This window comes from Cupriavidus pampae, from assembly GCF_914271485.1.
Lineage (GTDB): Bacteria > Pseudomonadota > Gammaproteobacteria > Burkholderiales > Burkholderiaceae > Cupriavidus > Cupriavidus pampae.
Genome location: NZ_CAJZAG010000005.1, coordinates 147,830 through 172,062, shown reverse-complemented (window position 1 = coordinate 172,062; position 24,233 = coordinate 147,830). Strand labels below are relative to the sequence as shown.

Here is a 24,233-nt window from a genome sequence, read left to right as displayed (position 1 = left end):
CCTTGTTCAGGGCGCGCGGCGCAACATGCCGGCATGGAGCCAGCGCGGCAGTGCCTGCGCGGGGTCGAATTGCGGGTCGAGCGTGACCGCGTGCTGCAGCAACGCGCCAAGGTCCATCGGCGCGGATGCCAGCGAGGCCAGTGCCACGACTTCCGCGGCGGTAGCTGGCAGCACGTTCACACGCCAGTCGGGGCGGACGACGACGCCCGCACTGGCTTGCTGTGGATCGTCGGGCAGCGCCGGGCCATCGGGCTGATGCGCGCGCCAGATCGTCACGGCATCCCACGCCGATGTGAATGGTCGCGTGCAGCGCGTGAGCGTGACGCGCATGGCCGCGATGGCATCCGCCGGCAGTGCTGTCAGATCGGCGACGGTAAGCGGAGCCTCGTCGTCGGCGTAGTACGCCTCATGGCAGTGCCATTCGAGCCGCGCCACTTCGGGAACGTATGGATAAGGCGCCACCGGCTCGAACGTGCGCAGGAAGTCGGCAAACACGGCGCCATAGCGATGCAGATCCGGATCGCGCGACGGATGGGCGCGACGGTATGCGTCGCACAGCGCTTCAAAGAACTCGTCGCCGAGCAATGCGCGCACCACGGGATACGCATTGCTCAACACTGACAGCGCAGTGGCCTGCTGATTGCCGCGGTAGTACGCCATGCGGCCGCGCGTTGCGTCCTCGTCGCCCCGGAAAATCGACAGGCATGCCGCGGCGCCTGCGTCGTCGAGCGTGGGTGCCACCAGCGCCTGCGCAAAAACCTGCTGCAACGCATCATGCGATCGCATGGTCGGGCTCCCGTAATGCATGCCAGGCGTGATCGATCGCACGCCGGCGTTCCGCAAGCAACGTGTCTAGCGGCGGCACGTCGGTGTCCCATTCGATCAGCGTCGGGATCGGCACGCCGTGACCCGCGAGCTTGCGCAGCGCACTCTCATATAGCGCCCACACCGGTTCGGCCACCGCCGCGCCGTGATGGTCGATCAGCACACGTCCCGTCACGTCGTCGCCAGCGTCCAGATGCCCGGCCAGATGCATCTCGCCAATGGTGCCGGCGGGCAGGGCCGCCAGATCGTCCAGCGCGAGTTCGGCATCCTCGGCGTGGTTGAACTGGTTCACGTAGAGGTTGTTGATATCGAGCAGGATGCCGCAGCCGCTGCGCCGTGCCAGCGCGGCCAGAAATTCGGTCTCGCGCATTTGATCGTCGCGATAGCGCAGAAACGTGGATACGTTCTCGACCAGAATGCGCCGTCGCAGTCGCGACTGCATGCGGTCCACGCGGTCGGCCATCAGCGTGAGCGCATCCTCGGTCAGCGGCAACGGCAGCAGGTCGTTGAACTGGTGACGCGCCACGCGGTTCCAGCACAGGTGTTCGGAGACCAGCGCCGGTTCGACGCGTTCCACGAGCGCGGCAATGCGTTCGAGATGCGGGGCAAAGTGATCGTCGCCAGCGGAGCCCAGTCCGAGCCCCACGCCGTGCAGGCTCAGCGGGTAATCGGCGCGCAGGGTTTCCAGGACACGGAGATCCCGTCCCCCCGCGCCGAGATAGTTCTCGGTATGGACTTCGAACCAGTCAACACGATCGGCATCATGGCGCCGGGCCAGCACTTCCGCATAAAGGGAAGTGCGCAGCCCGATACCAAAGCCGAGATCGCCCTGCGGGGGAGAGGCTTTGGGGGTCATCTTGAGGCTCCGCCGGACAAGACGACTTACTTGGCGCTCAGCTTGCCACCCATCTGCGCGCACGTGCCCTTGGCCACGTACTTCCAATCCTTCGGATCCTTGTCAGCCTTCGACTGGCCAGCGCACGAGTGGCTGCCCGAGCTGCTGGCACAGTCGTTCTGCCCGGCCATGGAAACGCCGTAGCACTTCTCCTTGCCCGCATTGGCATCGGCGGCATGCGAGATACCAGCCGAGAACAGACCGACGAGCGCGGCGGCGACGAGAGCGGATTGCTTGTTCATGGTGAAGACTCCTTGGATACGTGTGGATGCCGCGCGGCCATCGAAGTGGGAGCCGTCGCGGCGACCGTCGGTGACGATCTGGACGGTAGTCGGAGCCTAGACCCACTTCCTTACACGTATCGGAGAACTTTTTTTGCGATGCGCACGATGGGCGCGTCGGGGCCCGCGTTTCAGATTCGCGTGGCCGCGTACACCAGCACCGCCGACAGCGACGTGGAAACCACGGCGATCAGCGCGCTTTGCCTGAAGCTTGCGCCGAGCGCGACGACAAAGCCGGCCGTGTACGCCACGAACATGGCGCCGACGCCCAGCAACGCAGGGATACCGTTGAGGCCGCCCGGGCGCGAGCCGGCGCTCATCACGGCCGTGATGGCGATGAACAGGAAGAACAGCGACAGCCCCACCGCCTTGAACGACTCGCCGAGCGTGGCCTCGTTGCCCGTGACCGCGCGCGCAATGCCTCTTACCACGAACGCTATGGCGATCAGCAGCACGGTGCCAGTCGCGAGGACGTTGATGGGGACGATGAACGCAGCGAATAACGCAATGACGATCAGCACGAGCGAGAGCAGCATGGTCGGGTATCGATGAAAGGTTGTTGTAAGGAGTGGAAGCGACCGCGACGGTATCACGGCGCGTTCCGGCCATGTCTCCCATCAAAGTGGGGTGTTGCATGTACCGCACGCCCGACTCTCGTTATCATCCAGACTCTTGCAGCCTTACGCCCATCACGTCATGCAACCAAGGATTGAAGCCATGCTCGAAATGCCAGACCGCTCGGCGCCCGGCATGATCGTGGATGCGCTGCGCAACGAGATCATCCAGGGGCAACTGAAGCCCGGCGAGCGCCTCAAGCAGGACGCCGTGGCCGCGCGTTTCGGCGTCAGCCAGACCGTGGCGCGCGAAGCATTCAAGGATCTGATCAGCGAGTGCTTTCTGGTCGCCGAGCCGCGACGCGGCGTCAGCGTGGCGCCGATGACGGCCGAGGAGGCCGAGGAAACCACCGCGCTGCGCAGCGTGATCGAGCCGCAGGCATTGTCGTGGGCGATCCCGCATATGACCGGCGCACAGCTGGATGCGGCCGAGAAGCTGCTGAAGGAGCTCGACCGCGCGCGCAAGGTGAATGACATCATCGCGCTCAACGCCCGCTTTCATCGCGCGCTCTATGCCGCTTCCGGCCGGACGCGCACGATCGCGCTGGTCGAGTCGCTACGCCTGAGCTTCGAGCGGTATCTGCGCTTTACGTGGGAATCCACCTCGCACCTCAATCAGTCGCAGCAGGAGCATCGCGAACTGCTGCAACTCTGCCGCGCGGGCGACGCCCAGCACGCGGCCGTACTACTGCGCGACCATATCGCGGCGACGGGCAGGGTGCTGGTCGATTGCCTGAAGGCCGCGGAGGCGGCTGGCACTCCTGAATAGCAGCACCGAAGCTATTAAAAGTTTCCCAATAGGGAAAATTTCCTGGCGGCTGCTGTCACAGGGCGTCGGCACCGCGATCGTGGTGCCAGTCCGCACATCTCTAGTGCTCTCCGCACTCAAATCGCGCTAATTTCCCGCTGAAATCCGCCTGCTCGAGTGACGTTTCGTCCCTTATGTTCCCGCTTTCCTATATTCCGCGCCGGGTGGCACGTCTCATGCGTATGGGAAACATCGGGAAACTTTTTGGGAAACCTAGGGGGAGTGCCACCGTGACCTATCCAGCAGCCATTTCGACGCCGGTCCAACCGGCCGTCGCCGACCAATCCAATCTCAGCCGTGTGCTGTTCGCCAGTTCAGTCGGCACCATCATCGAATGGTACGACTTCCTGATCTACGGCACCGCGGCCGCGCTGATCTTCAACAAGTTGTTCTTCCCCGCCGCGGACCCAATGTTGGGCACGCTGGCCGCGCTTGGTAGCGCGGCCGTGGGTTTTCTGGCGCGTCCATTTGGCGGTGCGGTGTTTGGCTTCATGGGCGATCGGCTCGGCCGCAAGTCGATGCTGCTGATGTCGCTGCTGCTGATGGGCTTTGGCACCTTTGCGATCGGCCTGCTGCCGACGTATCAGCAGATCGGCGTATGGGCGCCCGTGCTGCTGGTGCTGCTGCGTATCGTGCAGGGCATTGGCCTGGGTGGCGAGTGGGGTGGCGCGGCGCTGATGGTGCTCGAGCATTCGCCGAAGCATCGGCGCGGCCTGTACGGCAGCCTTGTGCAGGTTGGCTTTCCGCTCGGGTTGATTCTTTCCACGGCGGTGTTCTGGGCGGTGTCCTCGCTGCCCGAGGAAGCGTTGATGAGCTGGGGCTGGCGCGTGCCGTTCCTTGCCAGCATCGTGCTGGTCGGCCTTGGCAGCTTTGTGCGCATGCGCATCACGGAATCGCCGGTCTTTGAGGAGATGAAGGCGAAGAACGAGCTGGCGGCCAATCCGCTCAAGGAAGTGTTCACGCGCCATCGCAAGTCGTTCCTGGTGGCCATTGGCCTCAAGCTGTGCGAAGTCTCGTGGGTGTATCTGCTGACCGTGTTCCTGGTGGTCTATGCCACCACGAAGCTGGGCCTGCCCAAGAAGATGCTGCTCAACGCGATCTTCATTGCGGCAGTGATCGAGGTATTCATCATGCCGCTGTTCGGTCTGCTGGCCGACCGCATCGGCCGTCGCCCGCTGTTCTTTATCGGTACCGCCTTTACGATCCTCTTCGCCTACCCGCTGTTCTGGATGGTCGATACGCGCGATCCCACCTTGATCGTGACCGCGATCGCACTTGGGCTGATTCTGGGGCAGGGCATGATGTTCAGCATCGAGGCCACCTATTTCCCCGAGCTGTTCGGCGCGCGGGCGCGCTACACCGGCGCCTCGTTCGGCTTTCAGGTGGCCGCCGCGATCGGCGGTGGTCTGACGCCACTGTTTGCGACCGTGCTGGTGGAGAAGTTCGGCGGTACCGAAGGCGTCTCGATGCTGCTGATCGGCGTGGCCATCGTCACGCTGGTCGCGGCCCTGTTCGCCCGCGAGACGCGCGGTTCGTCGATTACACAGGCCTGAGCGATGACGAGTCCCGCGCGTGACAGCGCGCGCGGGCTGCGCTAGACTTAAGTTTCCCGGTGGGAAACTACGGGAAACATCACCCGCAACACCTTCAACACACAGAGACTCACAGCATGCCGCAACCAACCACCCTCCGTACCGATCGTGCGCCCGCCGCCGTGGGCCCTTACGCGCAGGGCGTGCGCCTGGGCGACCTGGTGTTCTGCTCGGGTCAACTGCCGATCGACCCCGTGACGGGCGAGATCGCCGCTGACGTCGAGGCGCAGACCCGCCAGTCGCTGGCCAACGTGGCCGCCGTGCTCGAAGCCGGCGGCGCCAGCCTGGCCACCGTCGTCAAGACCACGGTGTTCCTCAAGGACATGAACCAGTTCGCGCTGATGAACGCCGTTTATCAGCAGTTTTTCGGCACTAGCGTATCCGCGCGTTCGACCATCGAAGTGGCTCGCCTGCCGCGCGACGTACTGGTGGAAATCGAGGCAATCGCTGGCGTTTCGGCGCCGCAGGAGTAAGCCATGATCCAGTGGAGCGGTGGCCGTCTGCACCATATTCATATCGCGCCGTCGGCGTCGTACGAGATGGAAGAGCTCGAGCGCGCGGAACTGATCGCCGGCAAGGGCATCGTCGGTGACCGTTACTTTCTGGGCACCGGGACGTACTCGCCCAAGCCGGACGTCCGCGAGGTCACGTTGTTCGCGGCCGAGGTGCTGGACGCGCTCGCGCGCAACGATCCGCCGCTGCAGCAGGCGCCGCTGATCCTCAAGCCCGAAGAGCACCGGCGGAATCTGACCGTCTCCGGCGTGCCGCTCAACGATCTGGTCGGCAAGCGCTTCCGCGTCGGCAACGTGGTGCTTCAGGGCGGGCGGCTCAACTTCCCGTGCAAGTACCTGGAGGAACTGCTCGGCATGCCCCTCTATCTGCCGCTCTACAACCGTTCGGGCCTCAATTGCTCGATCGTCGAGGGGGGCTGGATCGAGAAGGGCGATCCGATCGAGCCGCTGGCCTGACCACGCATTCTTACCGCATCCCGCCTCATGTCTGCACGCATCATCATGAAACTCGTCGTTGACCAGATCATCGACGACACCGCGGACGTCCGCGTCATCACGTTCCGCCATCCGCGACGCCCCGAGTTGCCCGAGGCCGAGCCCGGCGCACACGTGGACGTTCATATCCCGGGCGGCAAGATCCGCCAGTATTCGCTGTGCAACGATCCAGCCGAGCGCGGCGTATATCGCATCGCGGTCAAGCGCGAGGCCGACGGCCGCGGCGGCTCGCGCTGGCTGCACGAACATCTGGCACCGGGCATGGAGATTCCGGTCACGGTGCCGCGCAACAACTTCGGGCTGGCGAGCGCGGCCGAGCGGCATGTGTTGATCGCAGGCGGCATCGGTATAACGCCGTTTGTCTCGATGGTCCGTCATCTGAGCGCCGCGCAGGGAGCGTTCACGCTGCACTACTGTGCGCGCACGGCGGCAGAGGCCCCGCTGCACGCGGAACTGGCGCAACTGTGTACGCCCACGCAACTGCGCACGTGGTTCAGCCGCGAAGCGGAAGGGCAGCGCTTTGACGCGCAGGCGCTGGCGACGCCCGAGCCGGGCACGCATCTCTATTGCTGCGGACCGGCCAGCCTGGTCGATGCGGTACGCGCGGCCACAGCCGCATGGCCGCCCGAGCAGGTGCACTTCGAAGTATTCGCGGCAACGCTGGACGAGAACTTCAAGCCAGAGCCGTTCGATATTCGCGTGGCGTCCACCGGCGAGACGATTCGCGTGCCAGCCGATGCGTCCGCGCTGACGGTGCTGCGCGAGCGCGGTTTTCCGCTGGCGTCGTCGTGCGAGATGGGCGTGTGCGGATCATGCGTGTGCGGCTACACCGACGGCGTCGTGATCCATCGCGACGCGTTCCTCGATGCCTCGCGCCGGCAGGAGAAGCTGGCGCTGTGCGTGTCCCGGGCGCGCGTCGGCGTGACGCTCGATTTGTAGCTCCATTCGTAGCTCGTTTATAGGACCGGGTGCCTGATTTTTGGCAGGACGCGCGCAAGGCGGTAAACTTGCGCGCAGATCAGGCAACTCGCACCGTACGCATGAAACCGAGCCGTATCTCTGGGAGCAAGAAGAAACCTTCGCCGGCGCGCGCCGCCACCAAGGCTTCCGCGTCGACCCGCGCCAGCAAGTCCGCCAGGCTGACCAAGGCCATCAAGTCCATCGAGCCCACCGAGAGCGCCGCCAACGAGCCATCGCAGGACGAGGCGAGCGGCTCCGCGCATGGCGCGCTCGGGCAACGGCTGCGCCGCCATCGGCTCGATGCGCGCATGACGCTGGCCGAGGTGGCCGAGCGATCGGGGTTCGGCAAGGCTTATCTGTCGCGCATCGAGAACGGCAAGAAGGTGCCGCCGATCGCCACGCTCGCACGTATCGCCGCCGTGCTTGGAGTCGAGCCCGGCGCGCTGCTGGCCGAAAGCGCGGGCCCTGGCACCGCCGTGCCGGCCTGGCGTGGGGTCAGTGTGGTCAAGCGTGACGATCACCGGCCCACGGTGCTGGGCGGTACCGCGTTCGGCTACAACTACCTGTCGGTCACCAACGCCGCGCATGGTCAGGCGCTGCAGGCGTTCCTGTTCAGCTTTCCCGAGGAAATCGACAAGTACGTGTTCTTCGAGCATGACGGGGAGGAGCTGATCCACGTGCTCGAGGGCAAGCTCGAGTGGCAGATCGGCATGGACAAGTACGTGCTGGAGCCCGGCGACACGATCCACTTCGACTCGCGCATCCCGCACCGCGGCCGCAGCCTGTCCGGCTCCACCAAGGCGCTGATGGTGATGTACGCGCCAAGCACAGACAAGGAAACCCTCGCCTAGCGAGGGCTTGGGCCTCGTTACAGCGCCAGATGGATCGGCTGACTGTTCGCGGCCGGCATCGCGCAGCAGATCAGCGCCTCGCCCTCCGGCACCGGAAACTCGGGTTGCTGCGCATAGGTGACCTCACCCTGCAGCACATGCGTGCGGCAGCTGCCGCAACTGCCGGCGCGGCAACTGAAGGGCGGAGACAGACCGCGGTCCTCCGCCAGCTCCAGCAGCGAACCAGCACCTGGATTCCAGCGTGCTTCCTTGACCGACTCGGTGAAGATGACCGGCACCGAGTCGGTTGCCACCGGCGCGAGCACGGGCGCATCGTCACGCACGATCGACGAGGTACCGAACGCTTCCGCATGAATGCGATCGTTCGGCACATTGAGCGCGCGCAGGCCGTCGTACAGCGACTGCATAAATGCCGCCGGCCCGCACAGGTAGAAATCGTAGTCGTCGAATGGCAGATGCGCGCGCAGCACGTCGATCGTGACGCGGCCGGACTCGTCGTAGTCCCTGCCAATCATCGCGCCCGAAGGATCGCTCAGCAGACGCACGATTTCCACCGCGCCATTGCCGCGTAGTGCCAGCGCATCGAGTTCCGCGCTGAACGCACGCTCGGCCAGCGAGCGTGCCGAATGGAAGAACCATGTCGGCCGCATACGCTGCTTGCGCGCGCCTTCATAGATCGTATGACGCAGCATCGCCAGCATCGGCGTGACGCCGATGCCCGCCGCCAGCAGCACCGCCGGCCGGCGCACGGTGGGATCGATCGTGAACGCGCCAGCGGGAGCGCGCGTCTCGATGATGTCGCCGACTTTCACATGATCGTGCAGATGGCGCGACACCTCGCCCTCGCGCTTGACGCTGATGCGGTAGTCCGCATCGGACGGGGCTACCGACAGCGTATAGGTGCGCATCACAGGCGCATCGTGGCCCGGCAACGTGACGCGGATCGGCAGATGTTGCCCGGCCTGATGCGGAATGCGTCCGGCGTCATCGGCCGGTGCCAGATAGAACGAGCGCACCACGCTGCTTTCATCGACGATGCGTGTGACGCGAAACGGCCGCCATTGGTCGGCTACGCTCGCGGCGCGCAGACGATCGGCCGCCTCATCCCAGTCGCCCGTCATCAGCGAGCTCGGTGCCTCGCCATCGGTCCTGGTGACCCAGCGCAGCGGCAGCGCGCGTTCGCGTCGCACGATCTGCTCGGGGAAAAAGCGCCACAGACGCTCGGCGCCCTGGAACGCGGCAATTTCGGGCGAGTCGACGATGACCTCGGTGCGGCCGTACATCTGCAGCAGTTCCCCGGTAGAGAAGTCCGCGAAGGTGACGCCGGCCACCGGGTTGAGCGTGAAGTTGCCAAGCGTGTTGAAGAACAGATTGCCGTTGAAATCCGGAATCGTGAGGCCGCCGTCGGCATCGAGACGAACGAAGCCAGGCTTGCCACCACGGTGCGAGACATCGACCTGACGCGGCTCGCCGTCGAGGTCGGCATAGGACGCGACAAACAACGCGCTGGCACTGGCGATCAATGCGCGGGCCCGCTCGTCGAGCGCTTCCAGGCGCTGCACGGGCGTGCTGGTATTGCTCCCGCCCGCCGCGTCGTCCACCGGCGTCAGAATGCGTTCATGAATGTAGCGCGGGCAATTGCCGAAGCTGTGCCCGACGTCGATATGCGCCCGGGCCGCACCGTCGAAGCGCAGCACACCGTTCATGCGGTTGCGCCGGCGCGTGGCCAGGTCGATACCCAGCAGGCCGATCGCATCGCCATCCTCGAACCCCGCATCGGCGGGGTCGGAGGCGTCGCGCACGATGGCGATATCGAGCACGCGCGGATCGGGCGAGCGCAGGAAACCCGGCGCGCCGGTACGCAGCGTCGCCCAGACGCGGCCATCGGGTGCCACCGAACCCAGCACGACGAACGGCAACTGCGCGAAGAACTCGCGATGCTGGTCCGGCATGTAGTCGCGCACCACGCGGCGGCCGACCTCATCCATTCTTGCCGCCACACCAACGCGGGTTTGCATTGCGACTTCGCCTGGATGCCAGGGGGCACGGGTAGTGAACATGGTTGGGTACCTTTTTGCGATGCGCGGGGGAGATTCAGGCGGCCAGACCGACCGGCGTCTGCTGGAACGGTACGAAGCCGGGCAGGGCTTCCACACGTTGCAGCCATTGACGCACGTTGGCGTAGTCCTTCAGATCGACAAAACCTTCCGGCGCGCGTGCCGTGTAGCTATACAGTGCCACGTCTGCGACGGTTGGGTGTTCGGCGGCAAACCACTTCCGGCCGGCCAGCGCGTCGTCCATGCGCTTGAGCACGACGTGGGCGCGGGCAATCACCTGCTTGCTGTCGAGCGGCGCGGCAAACACCGTGATCAGGCGTGCGGCGGCGGGGCCGAAGGCGATATCGCCGGCGGCAACCGATAGCCAGCGTTGTACGGCCGCGGCTTCAGCCGGGGTTTCGGGGAGCCAGTCGGTCTTGCCAAACTTCTTGCTGAGGTAGACCAGGATCGCGTTCGAGTCCGCCACCACCGTATCGCCGTCCACCAGCACGGGAACCTGGCCAAACGGGTTGATCTTCAGGAACTCGGGGGCCTTGTGGGCACCGGCGCCCAGATCGACGTCCACCAGATCGAACGGCTTGTCGATCAGCGAGAGGAACAGGCGGGCACGGTGCGAGTGGCCGGAGAGCGGGTGGTAGTAGAGTTTCATGAGCGTGTCCTAGGTTGTTGGTTTCGCACGTAATGTCGTGCTGGAAACCATCATAGGGCGGCTCAATCTCCAGAAAAACGGGCTATCGGAGAAGGGATTCTTCTTGAAATAAGAAGAATCGAGGTTATTGAGGGCGACTCGGCACTCAGTTCAGGGATTTATCCGCGCGCAGGCGGTCAATGGCCAGATCCAGGAATGCACGGACCTTCTGCATGGCGTGGCGGCCTTCCCGATGGATCACGTGGATCGGTATCTGGGGAGGCTCGTAGTCGGCCATCACCACGCGTAACTCGCCGGCCCAGAGTTCGGCCGCCACCTGATAGGACAGCACGCGCGCGAGGCCAAGGCCGGCCACGGCGGCCCGGATCGCGGAATCGTTCGTGGTGGTGGACAATCGCGGCCGAAAGCGCAGGGGCACGGACTCGCCCTTGACCATAAAGCGCCATTCGGGCGTGAGCGCGACGGCGGTGGTATGGATCAACGCGTGACTGGCCAGGTCTTCGGGCGTGCGCGGCGTGCCATGACGTTCGAGGTAGGACGGTGCCGCGCACACGACGCGGCGCACGCGGCCGACCTGCACCGCCTGCAGCGAGGAGCTCGACAGCTCGCCGATGCGGATGGCGACATCGACGCCCTCATCGACGAAGTTGACGTTGCGATCGAGCAGCAGGGTGCTGACGTCGACCTCGGGGTAGCGCTGCAGGTATTCGACGACGATTGGCATGACATGCCGCGCGCCGAACAGCGTGGGCGCGGTCACGACCAGATGCCCCCGCGGCGTGCCGTGCGTGCCGGCCGCCGAGAGTTCGGCTTCTTCGATCTCGCCAAGGATGCGGCGGCAGTTCTCGAAATACGCGGCGCCGGTGTCGGTGGGCCGCACCAGCCGCGTGGTACGCGTGAGCAGCCGCACGCCGAGGTGCGCCTCGAGCTCGGTGACGACGCGGCTGACCACCGACAGCGACACATCGAGCTTGCGCGCGGCCGCGGTGAACCCACCCGACTCGACCACCGCGACAAAGGTCCTCATGCCCTGCAGTCGATCCACGCGCGCTCCCGAGAATGGTTGATGGCACGCAGTATATCGGTTGAAGGCGCGGTTGAAGGCGCGGTTGAAGGCGCGACTGCGGGGCGTGGTTAGGCTGCCGCCTCCATCTTCATCGTCAGCGGCGTGCGCTGGCCCGGCGCGACGTAGGCGGCTTCCAGCAATGCCTGCGTGTACGCATGCTGCGGACGATCGAGGATGTCATCGACGCTGCCTTCCTCGACGATGCGGCCCTGATGCATGACCACGATACGATCGGCAACTTCGGACACCGCCGCCAGATTGTGCGACACGAAGAAGCACGCGAAGCCATGCGTGCGCTGCAACTCGCGGAACAGCGTCAGCACCTGCTTCTGGATTGTCATGTCGAGCGCGGACACCGGCTCGTCCGCCACCACCAGCGCGGGGTTGCGGATCAGCGCGCGCGCAATGGCTACGCGCTGGCGCTGCCCGCCCGACAGCGCGTGCGGAAAGCGCTCGGCCAGCCCATCGAGGCCAACTTCGGCCAGCATGCGATCCACCCGCAGGCGGCGTTCTCCGGCGGTCATCGGCTCCGCATGATTGAGCGGTTCCGACACGATCTCGCCAATGCGCTGGCGCGGATCGAGCGAGGAATACGGATCCTGGAACACCATCTGGCAGGCGAGTCGGAACTCGCGCTGCGATTGGCGCGTGCCACTGCCAACCGGATTGCCACGGAACTGCAGCGTGCCGCCGGCCAGCGGCAGCAGACCGATCATCGCGCGGCCGAGCGTGGTCTTGCCCGAACCCGAACCGCCCACCACCGCGACGACTTCACCGGGACGAATTGCCAGCGACACGCGATCGACCGCAAGCTTGTCCGTGCCGCGCGAGAACATGCGATGCGCGCCGGGGTAGGCCACAGATACATCGCGCGCCTCGATCACGGGCGGCAGGTCCGCGACCAGCGGACGTCCCACCGCGCGCTGCGGTAGCGCATCGATCAGGCTGCGCGTGTACGGCGACTTGGGCTCGCGCAGCACGGCATCCGCGCTGCCATATTCCACCTGATCGCCCCGGCGCAGTACCAGCACCGAGTCCGCGTAGTGCGCCACCAACTGCAGGTCGTGCGTGACCAGCAGCACGGCGGTGCCGCTGTTGCGCGTCAGATCGGCCATGATCTCCATGACCTCGCGCTGGCTCAGCGCGTCGAGCGCGGTGGTCGGCTCATCCGCAATCAGCAGTCGCGGCTTGAGTAGCATGACGGACGCAAGCATGATGCGCTGGCGCATGCCGCCCGAGAATGCATGCGGGAACGACGCCATGCAGCCCTCCGGATCGGCGATCTGCACGCGGCGCAGCATCTCGATGGCACGCTCGCGCGCCACCTTCGGCGAGAGCTTCTCGTGCAGCAGCAGCCCTTCGCACAGTTGCGCGCCCACGGTCATGGCCGGGTTCAGAGAGACCATCGGTTCCTGAAACACCATGCCCGCTACCTGACCGCGCAGCCCGCGCATCGCGCGATCGGACAGTACGGCCACGTCCTTGCCGTCGAGCATGATGGTGCCGCCGGTCTGTGCTACCTGTGCCGGCAGCAGCCGCATGATCGCGCGGCCCGCCATGGTCTTGCCGCTGCCCGACTCGCCGACCAGCGCGAGTACCTCACCGGGCGCCATCTCGAACGAGATCCCCTTCAGAATGGCGTTGCCGCGGGTGCTGTGCAGCGTCAGGTTGCGCACCGAAAGCAGCGGGGCGGCGGCCGACGCGGATGACGTGGGGTTAGCCATTGCGGTAGTCATGCCTGCTCCATGCGGGGGTCGAGCCAGTCGCGCAGTGCGTCGCCCAGCAGATTGATGCCCAGTAGCGTGAGGGCGATGCACAGGCCGGGCGCAATGCCGAGCCACGCTGCGGATTCGATATAGGGGCGGCCCGACGAGAGCATGTTGCCCCAGGTCGGCGCCGGCGGCGGCACGCCCAGGCCAAGGAAGCTCAGCGCGCTTTCCGCCAGCACCACCCAGCCGAACATCGACGTGCCGAGCACCATCAGCGGCGCGGCGCAGTTCGGCAGGATATGGCGCAGCATGGTGGTCAGTTCACTGTTGCCGATCACGCGCGAGGCTTCGACGAATTCCTTCTCGCGCAGCGACAGCACGGTGCCGCGCACCAGACGCACCACGGTCGGCGTATAGGCCAGGCCCAGTGCCAGCACGATGCCGTACTTGTTGGCACCCGTCACCACCATGATGCCGAGCGCGAGCAGGATGCCCGGAAATGCCAGCAACGCATCGTTGACCACCATCATCAGGCGATCGGTCCGGCCGCGGAAATAGCCGGCCACGAGGCCGAACAGCGTGCCCAGCAGCAGCGCCAGCACCACAGTGAGCGCTGCCACCAGCAGGCTGGCGCCGGCGCCGGCGATCAGGCGCGAGAGGATGTCGCGGCCGAATTCGTCGGTGCCGAGCCAGTGCAGATCGGTGGGCGGCTTCAGCCGCATGCGCAGATTGAGTTTGAGCGGATCGAACGGCGTCCACACCAGCGACATGAGCGCCATCGTGATCACGGTGCCGACGAGCGTGCCGCCGATGGCCGCATTGAGACGAAGTTTCATGAGGTTGCCACTCGCGGGTCGAAGAGGGGATAGAACAGGTCCACGACGAGGTTGACCACTACATAGATGATCGCGGTGAACAGCAGGCAGCCCTGCACCACCGGATAGTCGCGCGCAAAGATCGCATCGACCAGCAGCCGGCCGAGGCCCGGCAGCGTGAACACGGTTTCCAGTACCGCGATACCGCCCAGCAGGTTGCCGAGCACGAGGCCGATCATGGTCCACGTGGGCGCAAACGCGTTGGGCAGGACGTGGCGCAGCAGCACGCGCAGCTCGGACAGACCCTTGGCGCGGGCGTGCGTCACGTACTCCAGGCGCAGCGTCTCGATCGCGCTGGCGCGCGCCATGCGGGTCAGCACACCCATCTCGATCAGCGTCAGCGTAACAATGGGCAGCAGCAGATAGCTCAGCGCCGCGCGCCAGTCCTCACTGAACGCGACATAGCCGACCACGGGTACCCAGCCGAGCTTGAGACCGAACAGCAGCAGCAACAGCAGGCCGAGCCAGAAGCTCGGGATCGACAGGAAGAGCGTGGCGCCCGCCACGATCGTGGTATCGGCGAGCGAATTCTGCTTCCACGCGGCAAACAGGCCCGCAGGCACCGCGATCGCCGCGGCGGCGGCTACCGCGACCAGCACGATGGTCGCGCTGACCTGAAAGCGTTCGAACAGCAGCGGCAGCACGGCCTCATTGGTGGTGATCGAATGACCGAGGTCGCCACGAACCATATGCGAGAGCCACACGCCGAACTGCACGACCAGTGGCTGATCCAGCCCGAGTTGCGAACGCAGGTCGGCCAGTTGCTCGGCGGTGCCGCTATCGCCAAGGATCAGCTGCGCCGGGTCGCCGGGAATCAGGCGCATAAGCACGAACACGAGCAACGCCACCAGCAGCAGCGTCGGTAGTGTCCACAGCGCGCGCCGCAGCAGATAGAGAACGAACGAGGATGACACGGGATTCGGCTCCGGTTACTTGGTAATGCCCGCCTGTGCCGAACCCGGGGGCGCGGCAGCGGTCGTGGCTGCAGTTTTGGCAGATGCGGGTGCGGCGGCACCAGCGAACGTGACACTCCACGCGCGCGGCTGTCCAAGCGGCCAGCCATGGAAATTGCGCACGTAGTTGCGGGCGGCGCTGGTACGGGTCTCCGAGTAGACAAAGAGCGCCGGCACGTCTTCGCGCATGCGCGCCTCCAGCGCGTCGAACGTGGCCTGCCGCTTCGCGGGATCGGCCTCGTTCATGCTTTCGTTGAGCAGGCGGATTGCCTCGGGCGCTTCCCACACCTTGCGCGGCTGCTTGTCCTTGGGGCCGACGATCATCTCGTACGACAGCGACGGGTCCAACCGCGCCGAGTAGCTGAACGCCATCGCCTGATAGTCACCGCGTGTGTAACGGTCCAGCAGCGTGGCCCAATCCAGCACCTCGACGTCGATGCGCAGTCCGGCTTCCGCGGCCATGGCCTGCGTGAGTACGGCGATATCGAACAGCGCGTTGTAGCGCTTGGTCGTCAGGATCTTGATGGTCTGGCCACGATAGCCGGCTTCGTTCAGCAACTTGCGCGCGGCGGCAATATCGCGCCCTGGCATCACGGCCTGTGCCTTTCCGTAGAACGGGCTCGGACGCGGGATCACCGAGCGGCTGGCCTTGGAGCCGCCACCGGTCACTGCATCGACGAGTTCGGGCACGTCGAGCGTGAGCGCGATCGCGCGGCGGATGCGGGCATCCTTGAGCAGCGGGTCGCGGGTCTGGAACAGCATGCCGGCCTGACTCATCGTCGGCGTGCTATCCAGCACGATGTCCTTGCGCGCGCGGTACTCGGGCAGATCGTTGTCCTCGACATCGGGAATCACGTCGATGTTGCCCGACAGCAGCGCGGCCTTGGCCGCCGACGGATCGGGAATGACCATAAAGCGGACCTTGCCGATCTCGGGCGTCTTGTTGCCGGTGTTGCCATCGCGCTTGCCCGGTAGCGCCTGATAGTAGGGATTGCGCACCAGCTCGAGGTACTGGCCGCGCTTCCAGTCGGTCAGCTTGTAGGGGCCGGAGCCGACGAGCTCGCGCCACTTGCCGTCATGCCCGATGGAGCTGCGGTGATAGATGCCGGTGCCGCCGCAGTCGGGGCGCGCGAGCGTCTTCAGGAACAGCGCCGACGGCTTGTCGAGCGTATAGACCACGGTCAGCGGATCTTTCGCGTCGACCTTGAGCACCTTCGCGTAGCCGCGCCCGTCGAACTCCGACAGGCAGCGCCAGTTGTTCGCGGGTGTCATGTACCGATGCCATGCAAAGACGACGTCGTCCGAGGTGATCGGCGCGCCGTTCTGGAATTTCAGGCCCGGACGCAACGTGAACGTGTACGTGAGTCCGTCGGCGGACACGTCGACCTTCTGCGCGAGCAGCGGGCCAACCGAAGTGTCTTCGCGAAAGGCGACAAGCCCCTCGACCAGGTGAGCCACCACGGCGTCGGTGTTGACGTCGCGGTTGATGCCCGGGTCGGTCGAGCGGATATCGGCATTGAGCCGCACGCGCAGTGCGTCCTGCGCCGGCTGCGCGTGCGCGGTCAGTGCCGGCAGCGTTATCAGCGCGGCGGCTGCGGTTGCGATCGATGCCTTTGTCGCCTTGGCCATGCTGTCTCCTCCTGGGAACGTCATCGACTGGTGGATGTCTGGATATCCATCTCGAGATGGAACTTGGTGAAACTCGGATACAGCGCGGGCAGCATCGAAACCTCCATCGAACCCAGTTCCGGTTCCATCACGATCATCGCGACCGTGGCGGACAGGTTGTTGCTGGTGTTGGGGCGCGGCGGGCGGCACACCGACCACGGCGTCTCGAAGTCGTCGAACAGGGCGTGCTTGATCGTGTCGACGGTGACGTTGCCGATATGCGGCGTCACCAGCTGGCGCACGCGTTCGTCTCGATAGAGCGAGTCAGGCATCTTCTGAATGCCGAGGTCGCGCAGCTTGGTCAGCGCCACGGGGCTCAGCCAATGGTTCGCGTGCACGACGATGCCACGCTCCGGCTGGATCTGGAAGGTCTCGTCGGGCGCGCACTCGAAGTTGATCGCCACGCCGCCGGCATGCGCGACCATGATGTTGTTGGCGGCCGACTTCGCCGTCACGTACACCGCCTGCATCGCGAGGGCCAGCCGCTTCTGCTCCAGGACCTTGCGGCGGATCAGTGCCAGGGGTACCGCGAGTGTGCGATAGTCGCGTTCGCATTCCAGATAGTTCGCGGTAATCGAGATGCCGGCCGCGTTCATGCCCGAGCGCGCGAGCGCGCCGGCTTCGGTGAACGTCAGGTAATCGGGGCCGTCTTCGCGGTGGACCTTGAGCACGACCGACGACTCGGCGCATTCGGCTTTCCAGTCCCAGTTCTGGGCATGGATCACGCGACCATGCGCGGTGGCTTCGGGCAGCGCGATCACGCCGGTGCAGCCGTCGGGCTCGATCGGCACCGGCTGCTTGTTGCGCATGCGGTCTGCCAGCTTGAGGACTTCGGTCCGCGCGTTGAGCATGACCACGGCCGCGTATTCCACGCCGGCGCCCTCGGCAATGCCCTGCATCTCGTCGATATACGTCGCATCGAACGCGGCGATGGTCGGCTCGAACGTCGCGACGATCTTCTGTAGTTCCGGCCAGCTGAGCTTGTTGTTCTCGAGCTGGCGGGAGTAATGTTCAATGCCACGTTTGATACGCGTGGCGGCTTGTTCGCCATATTGGCGGCCGCGCTCGCGCGGCGGGCCGCTGACTTCGATCAGCGGGCATTCGGGAGCGGTGGATGCGACTTGTTGGTTTTCGGTCATGGTCGTAACGTACGGCGGGAGAGGTCAGGAGTACGGCTATGGTTATGCGTGTCTGGTTTTGCGCGTATGATCTGAAGTGTATTTTGGTAACACAAAAAAATCAATGAACATTCCGAATCTGGCGTCGAGTGAGGGCTCGGGCCGCACACGGCTCGCGTTGCAGGACCGCATTGCGCAATGGATCCGGGACGAATCCCTGGAGGTCGGGGATCGCCTGAACGAACAAAAGCTGGCCGAGTCGCTGGGGGTGTCACGCACGCCGATCCGCGCCGCGCTGGACCAGCTGGAAGCGCAGGGCTTTGTGGAGCGGCGCCGCAACAAGGGCGTGGCGCTGCTGGCGCCGCCGCCGGTGGCGGAGGCCGAAGCGCAGGTGCCGGCCGACGAGGACGAACTACTCGCGCGCATCGCACACGACCGGCAGCGCAAGTCGTTGCCGGACGAAGTGTCGGAACGCGACCTCATGGAGCGTTACAACGAGACGCGCGTGACCATCAAGCAGGCGCTGGTGCGGCTGGCGGACCTCGGCATCGTCGAGCGCCGGCTTGGCTATCGCTGGAAGTTCCAGGATGCGGTCTGGTACAGCGAGGCGCGCCTCGAAAGCTACCGCTTCCGGCTGGTGATCGAGCCGGCCGCGATCCTCGAGCCATCCTTCGTGCTGCCGCCGGACTGGGCCGCGCGCATGCGCATCCAGCATTCGGCGTTCCTGACGCAACCGTGGACCGAAGCGTCGCCGGTGGCGTTCTTCGAGACCAACGCGGCCTTCCACGAAGGCCTGGCCATCGCGTCCGGTAACCGCTTTTACGTCGATGCGATTCGCCGGCTGAACCGCATCCGGCGCCTGTCGAACTATGACTGGAAGCACGGCCGCAGCCGCGTGGAGGTGAGTTGCCACGAGCATCTGGGGATTCTCGCGGCGCTCGAATCAGGCAACCTCGCCGGGGCCGCGGAGTTGATGCGGCGCCATCTGGATGTGGCCAGCCGCCTCAAGGCACCGCCGGCACCGTCAACCGTGGCGGTGACTCAGGACGCCTTGTAGCTCGTCAGATGGATGCTGGTTTCCGTGGCGCTGATGCCGCGGATCAGCCGCACGCGTTCGAGCACGGACGCCAATCCATCCAGCGATGTGGCGCTGACCTCCGCGAGCAGATCCCAACGCCCGTTGGTATCGTGGAGTGCGGTCACACCCGGCTCGCCCAGCAGGCGCGCGATGACCTCGCGCGCCTGATTGCCTTCCACGGCGATGCTCATCCATGCGGCAATCGTCTCGCGCTGGGTATCTGGCCGCACCTGCACCGTATAGCCGACGATCACGCCGGCCTTCTCCAGCCGGGCAATACGATTGGCAATGGTGGTGCGGGCCACGCCTAGCCTGTGCGCGAGCAGGGCGGCACTGGCCCGCGCATTGGCCCGGAGCAGGCCCAGCAACTGGTGGTCGAAGTCGTCCATGACAGGAAAGGCGGTTGTCGGCATTGGTGCTGTGGTGATACGATGCGAAAAGTATTTTGTGAATACAATAACCACTTTCGCCATGAAACGCCAGACCCATCCGTTGTTGTCGCCATCGCCCGGCGTCTCGTTCGAACTCGTGAGCCACCACTTCGGCGAGCCCGGTGGCGGCCGCAAGGTGTACCTGCAGGCCGGCCTCCACGCGGATGAGATTCCCGCGATGCTCACCGCGACCATGCTCAAGGAAGATTTCACGAAGCTCGAGCAGGCGGGGCGGTTACGCGGCGAGGTGGTGCTGGTGTCCGCCGCGAATCCGATCGGGCTGGCGCAGGGCGTGCTCGGCAATTTCGTCGGCCGCTTCGAGGTGACGAGCGGCAAGAACTTCAACCGCGACTTTCCGATGGTCGCCACCGAGGTCAGTGCCGCGATTGCCGAGCAACTGACGCAGGATGGCCAGGAAAACCTGCGCATCGTGCGGGCCGCATGGCGCGAGGCGCTGCTCGCGCGCAAGCCGGCCTCGGCCTTTGCGTCGCTGCAGCAAAAATTGATGCTGCTGGCGCACGATGCCGATTACGTGCTTGATCTGCATTGCTCGCGCGAAGCCGCGATGCACGTCTACACGGGCGATGCGATCTGGCGCGAGGTGGAGCCGCTGGCGCGCTATCTGGGTGCCACGGCCAGCCTGCTCGCGCTGGACTCGGGCGCGTACTCGTTCGACGAGGCGCATAGCTATACGTGGTATCAGATCCAGCAGGCCTTCGGCGAACGGCATCCGATTCCGCATGGCAGCGTTGCCGTCACCGTGGAGCATCGTGGCCAGCGCGACGTAACCGACGCGCTCGCGCGGCAGGACGCCGATGCGCTGATCGCGTACCTGACCCACGTGGGCATCATCGATGGCGAGGCGCCACCGCTGCCGCCTCTGCTGCAACCGGCCACGCCGCTCGCGGGCAGCGAGCAGCTGGTGGCACCGGCCGCGGGCATCCTGGTCTATCGCGCGGCGGTGGGTTCGACCGTCAGGCCCGGACAGCCGTTGTTCGATATCGTCGATCCGGTCGATGGCACGCGCACCACGATGGAAAGCCACACCGAAGGTGTGTTCTACATGGGCCGCGAGGTGCGCTTCGTCAAGCCGGGCGACCAGATTGGCCGCGTTTCCGGTGCGCGCGCATACCGCACCGGCAAACTGCTGAGCCCCTGATACGCGTTACTTGCGCCGCTGCGCCATGTACGACAGGTAGGCAATGGCGGCGTCGAGATCGGCGTCACTGAGGTTTGCCTGCGGGAAGCTGGGCATCTGCATGCCCGGCCACGCACGGATGGCGCGTGGATTGCGAATGAATTCGCGCAGCACGCCCGGCTGGAAGTACTCGGTCGGACTACGCGGCAGGTTGAGGTCGGGCCCCAGCGCGGCATCGCCAGCGCCGTTCAGCTTGTGGCAGACCATGCATTGCGTGACCACTACGGTCTGGCCGCGGCGCACGATCGAGTCGGCCGGCACTTCGCTGCCGACCTCGATCTGCGGCCACTTGCCCGCGCGCGCGGACACCATGCGGATTGAGCCGATCTGGAACGGCCATTGCTCGCTCTTGATACCCGACGCGGTGGGGCGCAGCCACACCAGATAGAACGGGCCGGTGGCCTTGCCATCGTTGGCGCGCGGCCATGGCGCGTCCGGCGGTTCGATCGCGAGCCACGGCTCCGCGCCCTTGCCGGTTGGATCGACGACGAGCGCGTGCGGAAGGTTGGTCACGTAGCCGTCGATCGCGGCAATCTGCAGGTCCTGATCCTTCCCAAGCGTGGCAATGCCGGGCAGCGCTCGCAGCGGCACAGCGCGATAAGTCATCGTGCGGTGATACGACACATCGCCGGGCACGGTGATGGTCTTCACATCGCGGCGCGCGAGCAGTTGCTGCGTGGTGAGGGTGGTCGGCGCGTTACCGGCGGCGTCGATCCTGAGTTCGGCTGCGGAGGCGATGCTGGCGAACGTCAGTACCAGCGTCAGGCAGACTGTGCGGATTGAAAAAAATCGGGGCATTTCGTCAATCGCCTCGGGGGCGACGTTCTTGTCGTGAAGCGCGATTCTGCGCTCACCCCCCGAAGCGATCAAGGCGAAACGCTTAAAGCAGATCGACCACGCCCCCATCGACGCGCAACGACGCGCCCGTGGTAGCCGAGGCCTGCGGCGAGCTCGCGTACACGACCATGTTCGCGACTTCATCGACGTTCGCCGCGCGCTGGATCAGCGACGTGCTGCGGTGCTCCATCACGAACGCCGCGCCGGCTTCCTCGAGGCTCTTGCCAGTGCGGGCGATCTCGTCCTTGAGCATCTCCGCCACGCCTTCGGTCAGCGTCGGCCCCGGCAGCACCGAATTGACGGTCACGCCGGTACCAGCCAGACGCTTGGCCAGGCCGCGCGCAATCGCGATCTGCGCGGTCTTGGTAAAGCCGTAGTGGATCATGTCCACCGGAATATTGAAGCCGGACTCCGACGCGATAAACACGATGCGGCCCCACTTGCGGTCGGCCATGCCGCGTGCGTACGCGCGCGACAGGCGCACGCCGCTCATCACGTTCACCTGGAAGAAGCGCTCCCACTCGCTGTCCGGGATCTCGAAGAAGTCCTTCAGCTCGAAGATGCCAAGGTTGTTGATCAGCACATCGACGACCGGATGTTCGGCCACGATCTGGTCGCACACCTTCGGGTCAGACAGATCGCCGACAAAGCCCACTACCTTGGCGCCGGGGACTTCCGCGGCGAGCGTCTTCAATGCCTTGTCCACGCCGGCCGCGTTGCGGCCATTGACGATGACGCGTGCTCCCGCGGCCGCCAGGCCCTTGGCCGAGGCGAAGCCGATGCCAGCGGTGGAACCGGTAACGAGGGCAGTCTTGCCGGACAGATCGATGTTCATGCGAGCTCCATGGTTGGATGAGTCCACCGTGCGGAGGACAACCGGATCAGTGTAGGCCGTGCGCGCATGAGAAAAAGGGGCGCTTTGAAAATGACTTTTCCAGAGCAGGCAAGAATCGTCGATTCTGTCGCCCAAAAACAAAACAGCCGGCACGAGGCCGGCTGTTTTGCGAGGGTACGAAGTTGTCTTACTGGAACAGCTTCGTTGCTTGCAGGATCGTGTTGTACACGCCCCAGCACAGCGGGATCGTGACATACAGCCAGAACGCCGCCAGCAGGCCCTTGTTGGTTTCGACAGTCTTGTTTTCCATGTCGATAGACTCCTGTTCCGGTTAGTGTGCCGCGCCTGCGACGCCGCCCATGCGCGCGACTTCGTCGTCGCTCATGTGGTGCTTCTCATTGACGCGCGAGACCAGCAGGTTGCAGAGGAAGCCAACCACCAGCACGCCGGCCATGATGTGCACGGTCATCGTGTACGCTTCCGCGGCGGCCACGCCCTGCGACACCTGATACTCGCGCACGTAGTTCACGATCACCGGACCGGCGATGCCGGCAGCGGCCCAGGCGGTCAGCAGACGGCCGTGGATACCACCGACGTAAGCGGTGCCGAACATATCGGCCAGGTAGGCCGGAATGGTCGCGAAGCCGCCGCCGTACATCGACATGATCACGCAGTAAGCCAGCACGAACAGCACGATGTTGCCTGAGGCGCCCAGTGCGGGCACCAGCCAGTACAGAATCGCGCCCAGCACGAAGAACACGAAGTACGTGTTCTTGCGGCCCAGCAGGTCAGACGACGAGGCCCACACGAAGCGGCCACCCATGTTGAACAGCGACAGCAGACCCACGAAACCGGCGGCCGAAGCAGCGTTCACGGTGGTCTTGAAGCTTTCCTGGATCATCAGCGAAGCCTGGCCCAGGATGCCGATACCGGCGGTCACGTTCAGGAACAGCACGAGCCACAGCAGGTAGAACTGGGGCGTCTTGAGGGCCTGGTCGATGTGAACGTGGTTCTTCGACACCATCTTGTTGACGGTTGCCGGCGGGGTCCAGCCTGCCGGCTTCCAGCCGGGCGGCGGGACGCGAATGGCCAGCGAGCCGATCGTCATCGAGATGAAGTACGCCACGCCCAGCACCAGGAAGGTCTGTGCCACGCCAACCGAGGTGGCGCTCTTGAAGTGGTTCATCAGCGCGACGGACAGCGGCGCGGCGATCATGGCGCCGCCGCCAAAGCCCATGATGGCCATGCCGGTCGCCATGCCGCGACGGTCCGGGAACCAGCGGATCAGCGTCGACACCGGCGACACGTAGCCGAGGCCAAGGCCGATACCGCCCAGCACACCGTAGCCGATGTAGAGCAGCCAGATCTGGTGCAGGTACACACCAAGCGAGGAGATCAGAAAGCCGCTGCTGAAGCAGCATGCCGCCGTGAACATGGTCATGCGCGGACCGACGCGCTCGAGCCACTTGCCGGCGAATGCGGCCGAAATGCCCAGGAAGAAAATCGCGAGCGAGAAAATCCAGCCCAGCGTGGTCAGCTTCCAGTCATCGGGGGCCGACGACGTAATGCCGATGGCCTTGGACAGCGGGCCATTGAACACGGAAAACGCATAGGCCTGGCCAATGCACAGGTGCACGGCGAGGGCGGAAGGCGGCACCATCCACCGGGAAAATCCCGGTTTGGCGTAAGTCGCCTCTTTTGAAAAGAACGGTGCACGGCCATAAGCCACGCCGCCGCCATCATTCATGACACTGCTCATGATGTAAATCTCCGGACAGGGATCCCGGACAGGACGACCAAGACCTGGCGTGTCCAACCGGGTTGTCTGTGGCACCCTGGCTGGTTGACCCCGTCACGCCGTGGTCGTACTGCCCAACGATGTCGCGCCGGCGTACGCGTGTTCGCGCCTGCCGTTGCGACGTTTTG

The 24,233-nt window shown here is 65.2% G+C and carries 25 protein-coding genes; 8 read left to right on the top strand and 17 right to left on the bottom strand.

The features are described from left to right. Nucleotides 1–6: 6 nt before the first annotated feature. From LDO41_RS13855 to LDO41_RS13840, 4 genes are all read right to left on the bottom strand, one after another. The gene (locus tag LDO41_RS13855) at nt 7–786 is read right to left on the bottom strand and encodes an HvfC/BufC N-terminal domain-containing protein (RefSeq protein ID WP_223989024.1); all 780 of its coding nucleotides are present in this window, start codon (nt 784–786) and stop codon (nt 7–9) included. Then, nucleotides 773–1,681, bottom strand: coding sequence for an MNIO family bufferin maturase (gene bufB, locus LDO41_RS13850; RefSeq protein WP_223989022.1), 909 nt, complete (start codon nt 1,679–1,681; stop codon nt 773–775). The genes LDO41_RS13855 and bufB overlap by 14 nt, the downstream gene beginning before the upstream one ends. A gap of 26 nt (nt 1,682–1,707) precedes the next feature. Next, on the bottom strand, nt 1,708–1,962 hold the full coding sequence (locus LDO41_RS13845) for a BufA1 family periplasmic bufferin-type metallophore (protein ID WP_223989020.1): 255 nt from the start codon (nt 1,960–1,962) through the stop codon (nt 1,708–1,710). Between the two features lie 170 nt (nt 1,963–2,132). Then, a complete protein-coding gene (locus LDO41_RS13840) occupies nt 2,133–2,537 on the bottom strand; it encodes a hypothetical protein (protein WP_223989018.1) in 405 nt (134 codons plus the stop codon). A 181-nt stretch (nt 2,538–2,718) separates the two neighbouring features. Here LDO41_RS13840 and LDO41_RS13835 point away from each other — a divergent pair, with 181 nt between their 5' ends. The 6 genes from LDO41_RS13835 to LDO41_RS13810 all read left to right on the top strand — a co-directional run bounded on the left by LDO41_RS13835 (nt 2,719) and on the right by LDO41_RS13810 (nt 7,833). Beyond that, nucleotides 2,719–3,384, top strand: coding sequence for a GntR family transcriptional regulator (locus LDO41_RS13835; protein WP_223989016.1), 666 nt, complete (start codon nt 2,719–2,721; stop codon nt 3,382–3,384). 269 nt (nt 3,385–3,653) lie between these two features. After that, complete coding sequence (locus tag LDO41_RS13830) at nt 3,654–4,976, top strand: MFS transporter (RefSeq protein WP_223989014.1); 1,323 nt, start codon at nt 3,654–3,656, stop codon at nt 4,974–4,976. Nucleotides 4,977–5,092: 116 nt separating this feature from the next. Then, the gene (locus LDO41_RS13825; protein ID WP_223989013.1) at nt 5,093–5,488 is read left to right on the top strand and encodes a RidA family protein; all 396 of its coding nucleotides are present in this window, start codon (nt 5,093–5,095) and stop codon (nt 5,486–5,488) included. Between the two features lie 3 nt (nt 5,489–5,491). Next, nucleotides 5,492–5,983 carry an MOSC domain-containing protein gene (locus LDO41_RS13820; protein WP_223989011.1) on the top strand — a complete coding sequence of 164 codons (492 nt, stop codon included), beginning with the start codon at nt 5,492–5,494 and terminating at the stop codon, nt 5,981–5,983. Between the two features lie 45 nt (nt 5,984–6,028). Further along, nucleotides 6,029–6,961, top strand: a complete 933-nt coding sequence (locus LDO41_RS13815; RefSeq protein WP_223989008.1) for a PDR/VanB family oxidoreductase — start codon at nt 6,029–6,031, stop codon at nt 6,959–6,961. Between the two features lie 101 nt (nt 6,962–7,062). Beyond that, the gene (locus LDO41_RS13810; protein WP_223989006.1) at nt 7,063–7,833 is read left to right on the top strand and encodes a helix-turn-helix domain-containing protein; all 771 of its coding nucleotides are present in this window, start codon (nt 7,063–7,065) and stop codon (nt 7,831–7,833) included. A 17-nt stretch (nt 7,834–7,850) separates the two neighbouring features. Here the strand turns inward: LDO41_RS13810 and LDO41_RS13805 are convergent, their stop codons facing one another. The 8 genes from LDO41_RS13805 to LDO41_RS13770 form a co-directional block, all read right to left on the bottom strand. Further along, nucleotides 7,851–9,851 carry a 2Fe-2S iron-sulfur cluster-binding protein gene (locus LDO41_RS13805; RefSeq protein WP_223989004.1) on the bottom strand — a complete coding sequence of 667 codons (2,001 nt, stop codon included), beginning with the start codon at nt 9,849–9,851 and terminating at the stop codon, nt 7,851–7,853. A 76-nt stretch (nt 9,852–9,927) separates the two neighbouring features. Further along, on the bottom strand, nt 9,928–10,539 hold the full coding sequence (locus LDO41_RS13800) for a glutathione S-transferase family protein (RefSeq protein ID WP_223989002.1): 612 nt from the start codon (nt 10,537–10,539) through the stop codon (nt 9,928–9,930). A 145-nt stretch (nt 10,540–10,684) separates the two neighbouring features. Next, nucleotides 10,685–11,584: a LysR family transcriptional regulator gene (locus LDO41_RS13795; protein WP_223989000.1), complete on the bottom strand. Its 900-nt coding sequence runs from the start codon at nt 11,582–11,584 to the stop codon at nt 10,685–10,687. 89 nt (nt 11,585–11,673) lie between these two features. After that, on the bottom strand, nt 11,674–13,341 hold the full coding sequence (locus tag LDO41_RS13790; protein WP_223988998.1) for a dipeptide ABC transporter ATP-binding protein: 1,668 nt from the start codon (nt 13,339–13,341) through the stop codon (nt 11,674–11,676). Further along, nucleotides 13,338–14,150 (bottom strand): ABC transporter permease, encoded by an 813-nt coding sequence (locus LDO41_RS13785; RefSeq protein ID WP_223988996.1) that lies wholly within the window; start codon nt 14,148–14,150, stop codon nt 13,338–13,340. The genes LDO41_RS13790 and LDO41_RS13785 overlap by 4 nt, the downstream gene beginning before the upstream one ends. After that, nucleotides 14,147–15,103 (bottom strand): ABC transporter permease, encoded by a 957-nt coding sequence (locus LDO41_RS13780; protein ID WP_223988994.1) that lies wholly within the window; start codon nt 15,101–15,103, stop codon nt 14,147–14,149. Before LDO41_RS13780 ends, LDO41_RS13785 begins: the two co-directional genes overlap by 4 nt. 15 nt (nt 15,104–15,118) lie before the next feature. Continuing rightward, entirely contained in the window at nt 15,119–16,771 is a 1,653-nt protein-coding gene (locus LDO41_RS13775; RefSeq protein WP_223988992.1) for an ABC transporter substrate-binding protein, read from the bottom strand. 20 nt (nt 16,772–16,791) lie between these two features. Continuing rightward, nucleotides 16,792–17,949 carry a C45 family autoproteolytic acyltransferase/hydolase gene (locus LDO41_RS13770; RefSeq protein ID WP_223988990.1) on the bottom strand — a complete coding sequence of 386 codons (1,158 nt, stop codon included), beginning with the start codon at nt 17,947–17,949 and terminating at the stop codon, nt 16,792–16,794. 103 nt (nt 17,950–18,052) lie between these two features. Between LDO41_RS13770 and LDO41_RS13765 the strand changes: the two genes are divergently transcribed. Further along, nucleotides 18,053–18,985: a GntR family transcriptional regulator gene (locus LDO41_RS13765; RefSeq protein ID WP_223988988.1), complete on the top strand. Its 933-nt coding sequence runs from the start codon at nt 18,053–18,055 to the stop codon at nt 18,983–18,985. Here LDO41_RS13765 and LDO41_RS13760 read toward each other — a convergent pair. Beyond that, nucleotides 18,970–19,395 carry an Lrp/AsnC family transcriptional regulator gene (locus LDO41_RS13760; protein ID WP_223989613.1) on the bottom strand — a complete coding sequence of 142 codons (426 nt, stop codon included), beginning with the start codon at nt 19,393–19,395 and terminating at the stop codon, nt 18,970–18,972. The two genes, LDO41_RS13765 and LDO41_RS13760, sit on opposite strands and share 16 nt — an antisense overlap. Nucleotides 19,396–19,477: 82 nt before the next feature. Between LDO41_RS13760 and LDO41_RS13755 the strand changes: the two genes are divergently transcribed. After that, on the top strand, nt 19,478–20,596 hold the full coding sequence (locus LDO41_RS13755) for a succinylglutamate desuccinylase/aspartoacylase family protein (RefSeq protein WP_223988986.1): 1,119 nt from the start codon (nt 19,478–19,480) through the stop codon (nt 20,594–20,596). 6 nt (nt 20,597–20,602) lie between these two features. Here LDO41_RS13755 and LDO41_RS13750 read toward each other — a convergent pair whose 3' ends face one another. The 4 genes from LDO41_RS13750 to LDO41_RS13735 form a co-directional block, all read right to left on the bottom strand. Next, on the bottom strand, nt 20,603–21,433 hold the full coding sequence (locus LDO41_RS13750; protein ID WP_223988984.1) for a cytochrome c: 831 nt from the start codon (nt 21,431–21,433) through the stop codon (nt 20,603–20,605). 82 nt (nt 21,434–21,515) lie between these two features. Further along, the gene (locus tag LDO41_RS13745) at nt 21,516–22,307 is read right to left on the bottom strand and encodes an SDR family NAD(P)-dependent oxidoreductase (RefSeq protein ID WP_223988982.1); all 792 of its coding nucleotides are present in this window, start codon (nt 22,305–22,307) and stop codon (nt 21,516–21,518) included. 187 nt (nt 22,308–22,494) lie between these two features. After that, on the bottom strand, nt 22,495–22,617 hold the full coding sequence (locus LDO41_RS13740) for an MFS transporter small subunit (protein WP_150374921.1): 123 nt from the start codon (nt 22,615–22,617) through the stop codon (nt 22,495–22,497). A 21-nt stretch (nt 22,618–22,638) separates the two neighbouring features. Further along, nucleotides 22,639–24,066 (bottom strand): L-lactate MFS transporter, encoded by a 1,428-nt coding sequence (locus tag LDO41_RS13735; protein ID WP_223988980.1) that lies wholly within the window; start codon nt 24,064–24,066, stop codon nt 22,639–22,641. Nucleotides 24,067–24,233: the final 167 nt, after the last annotated feature.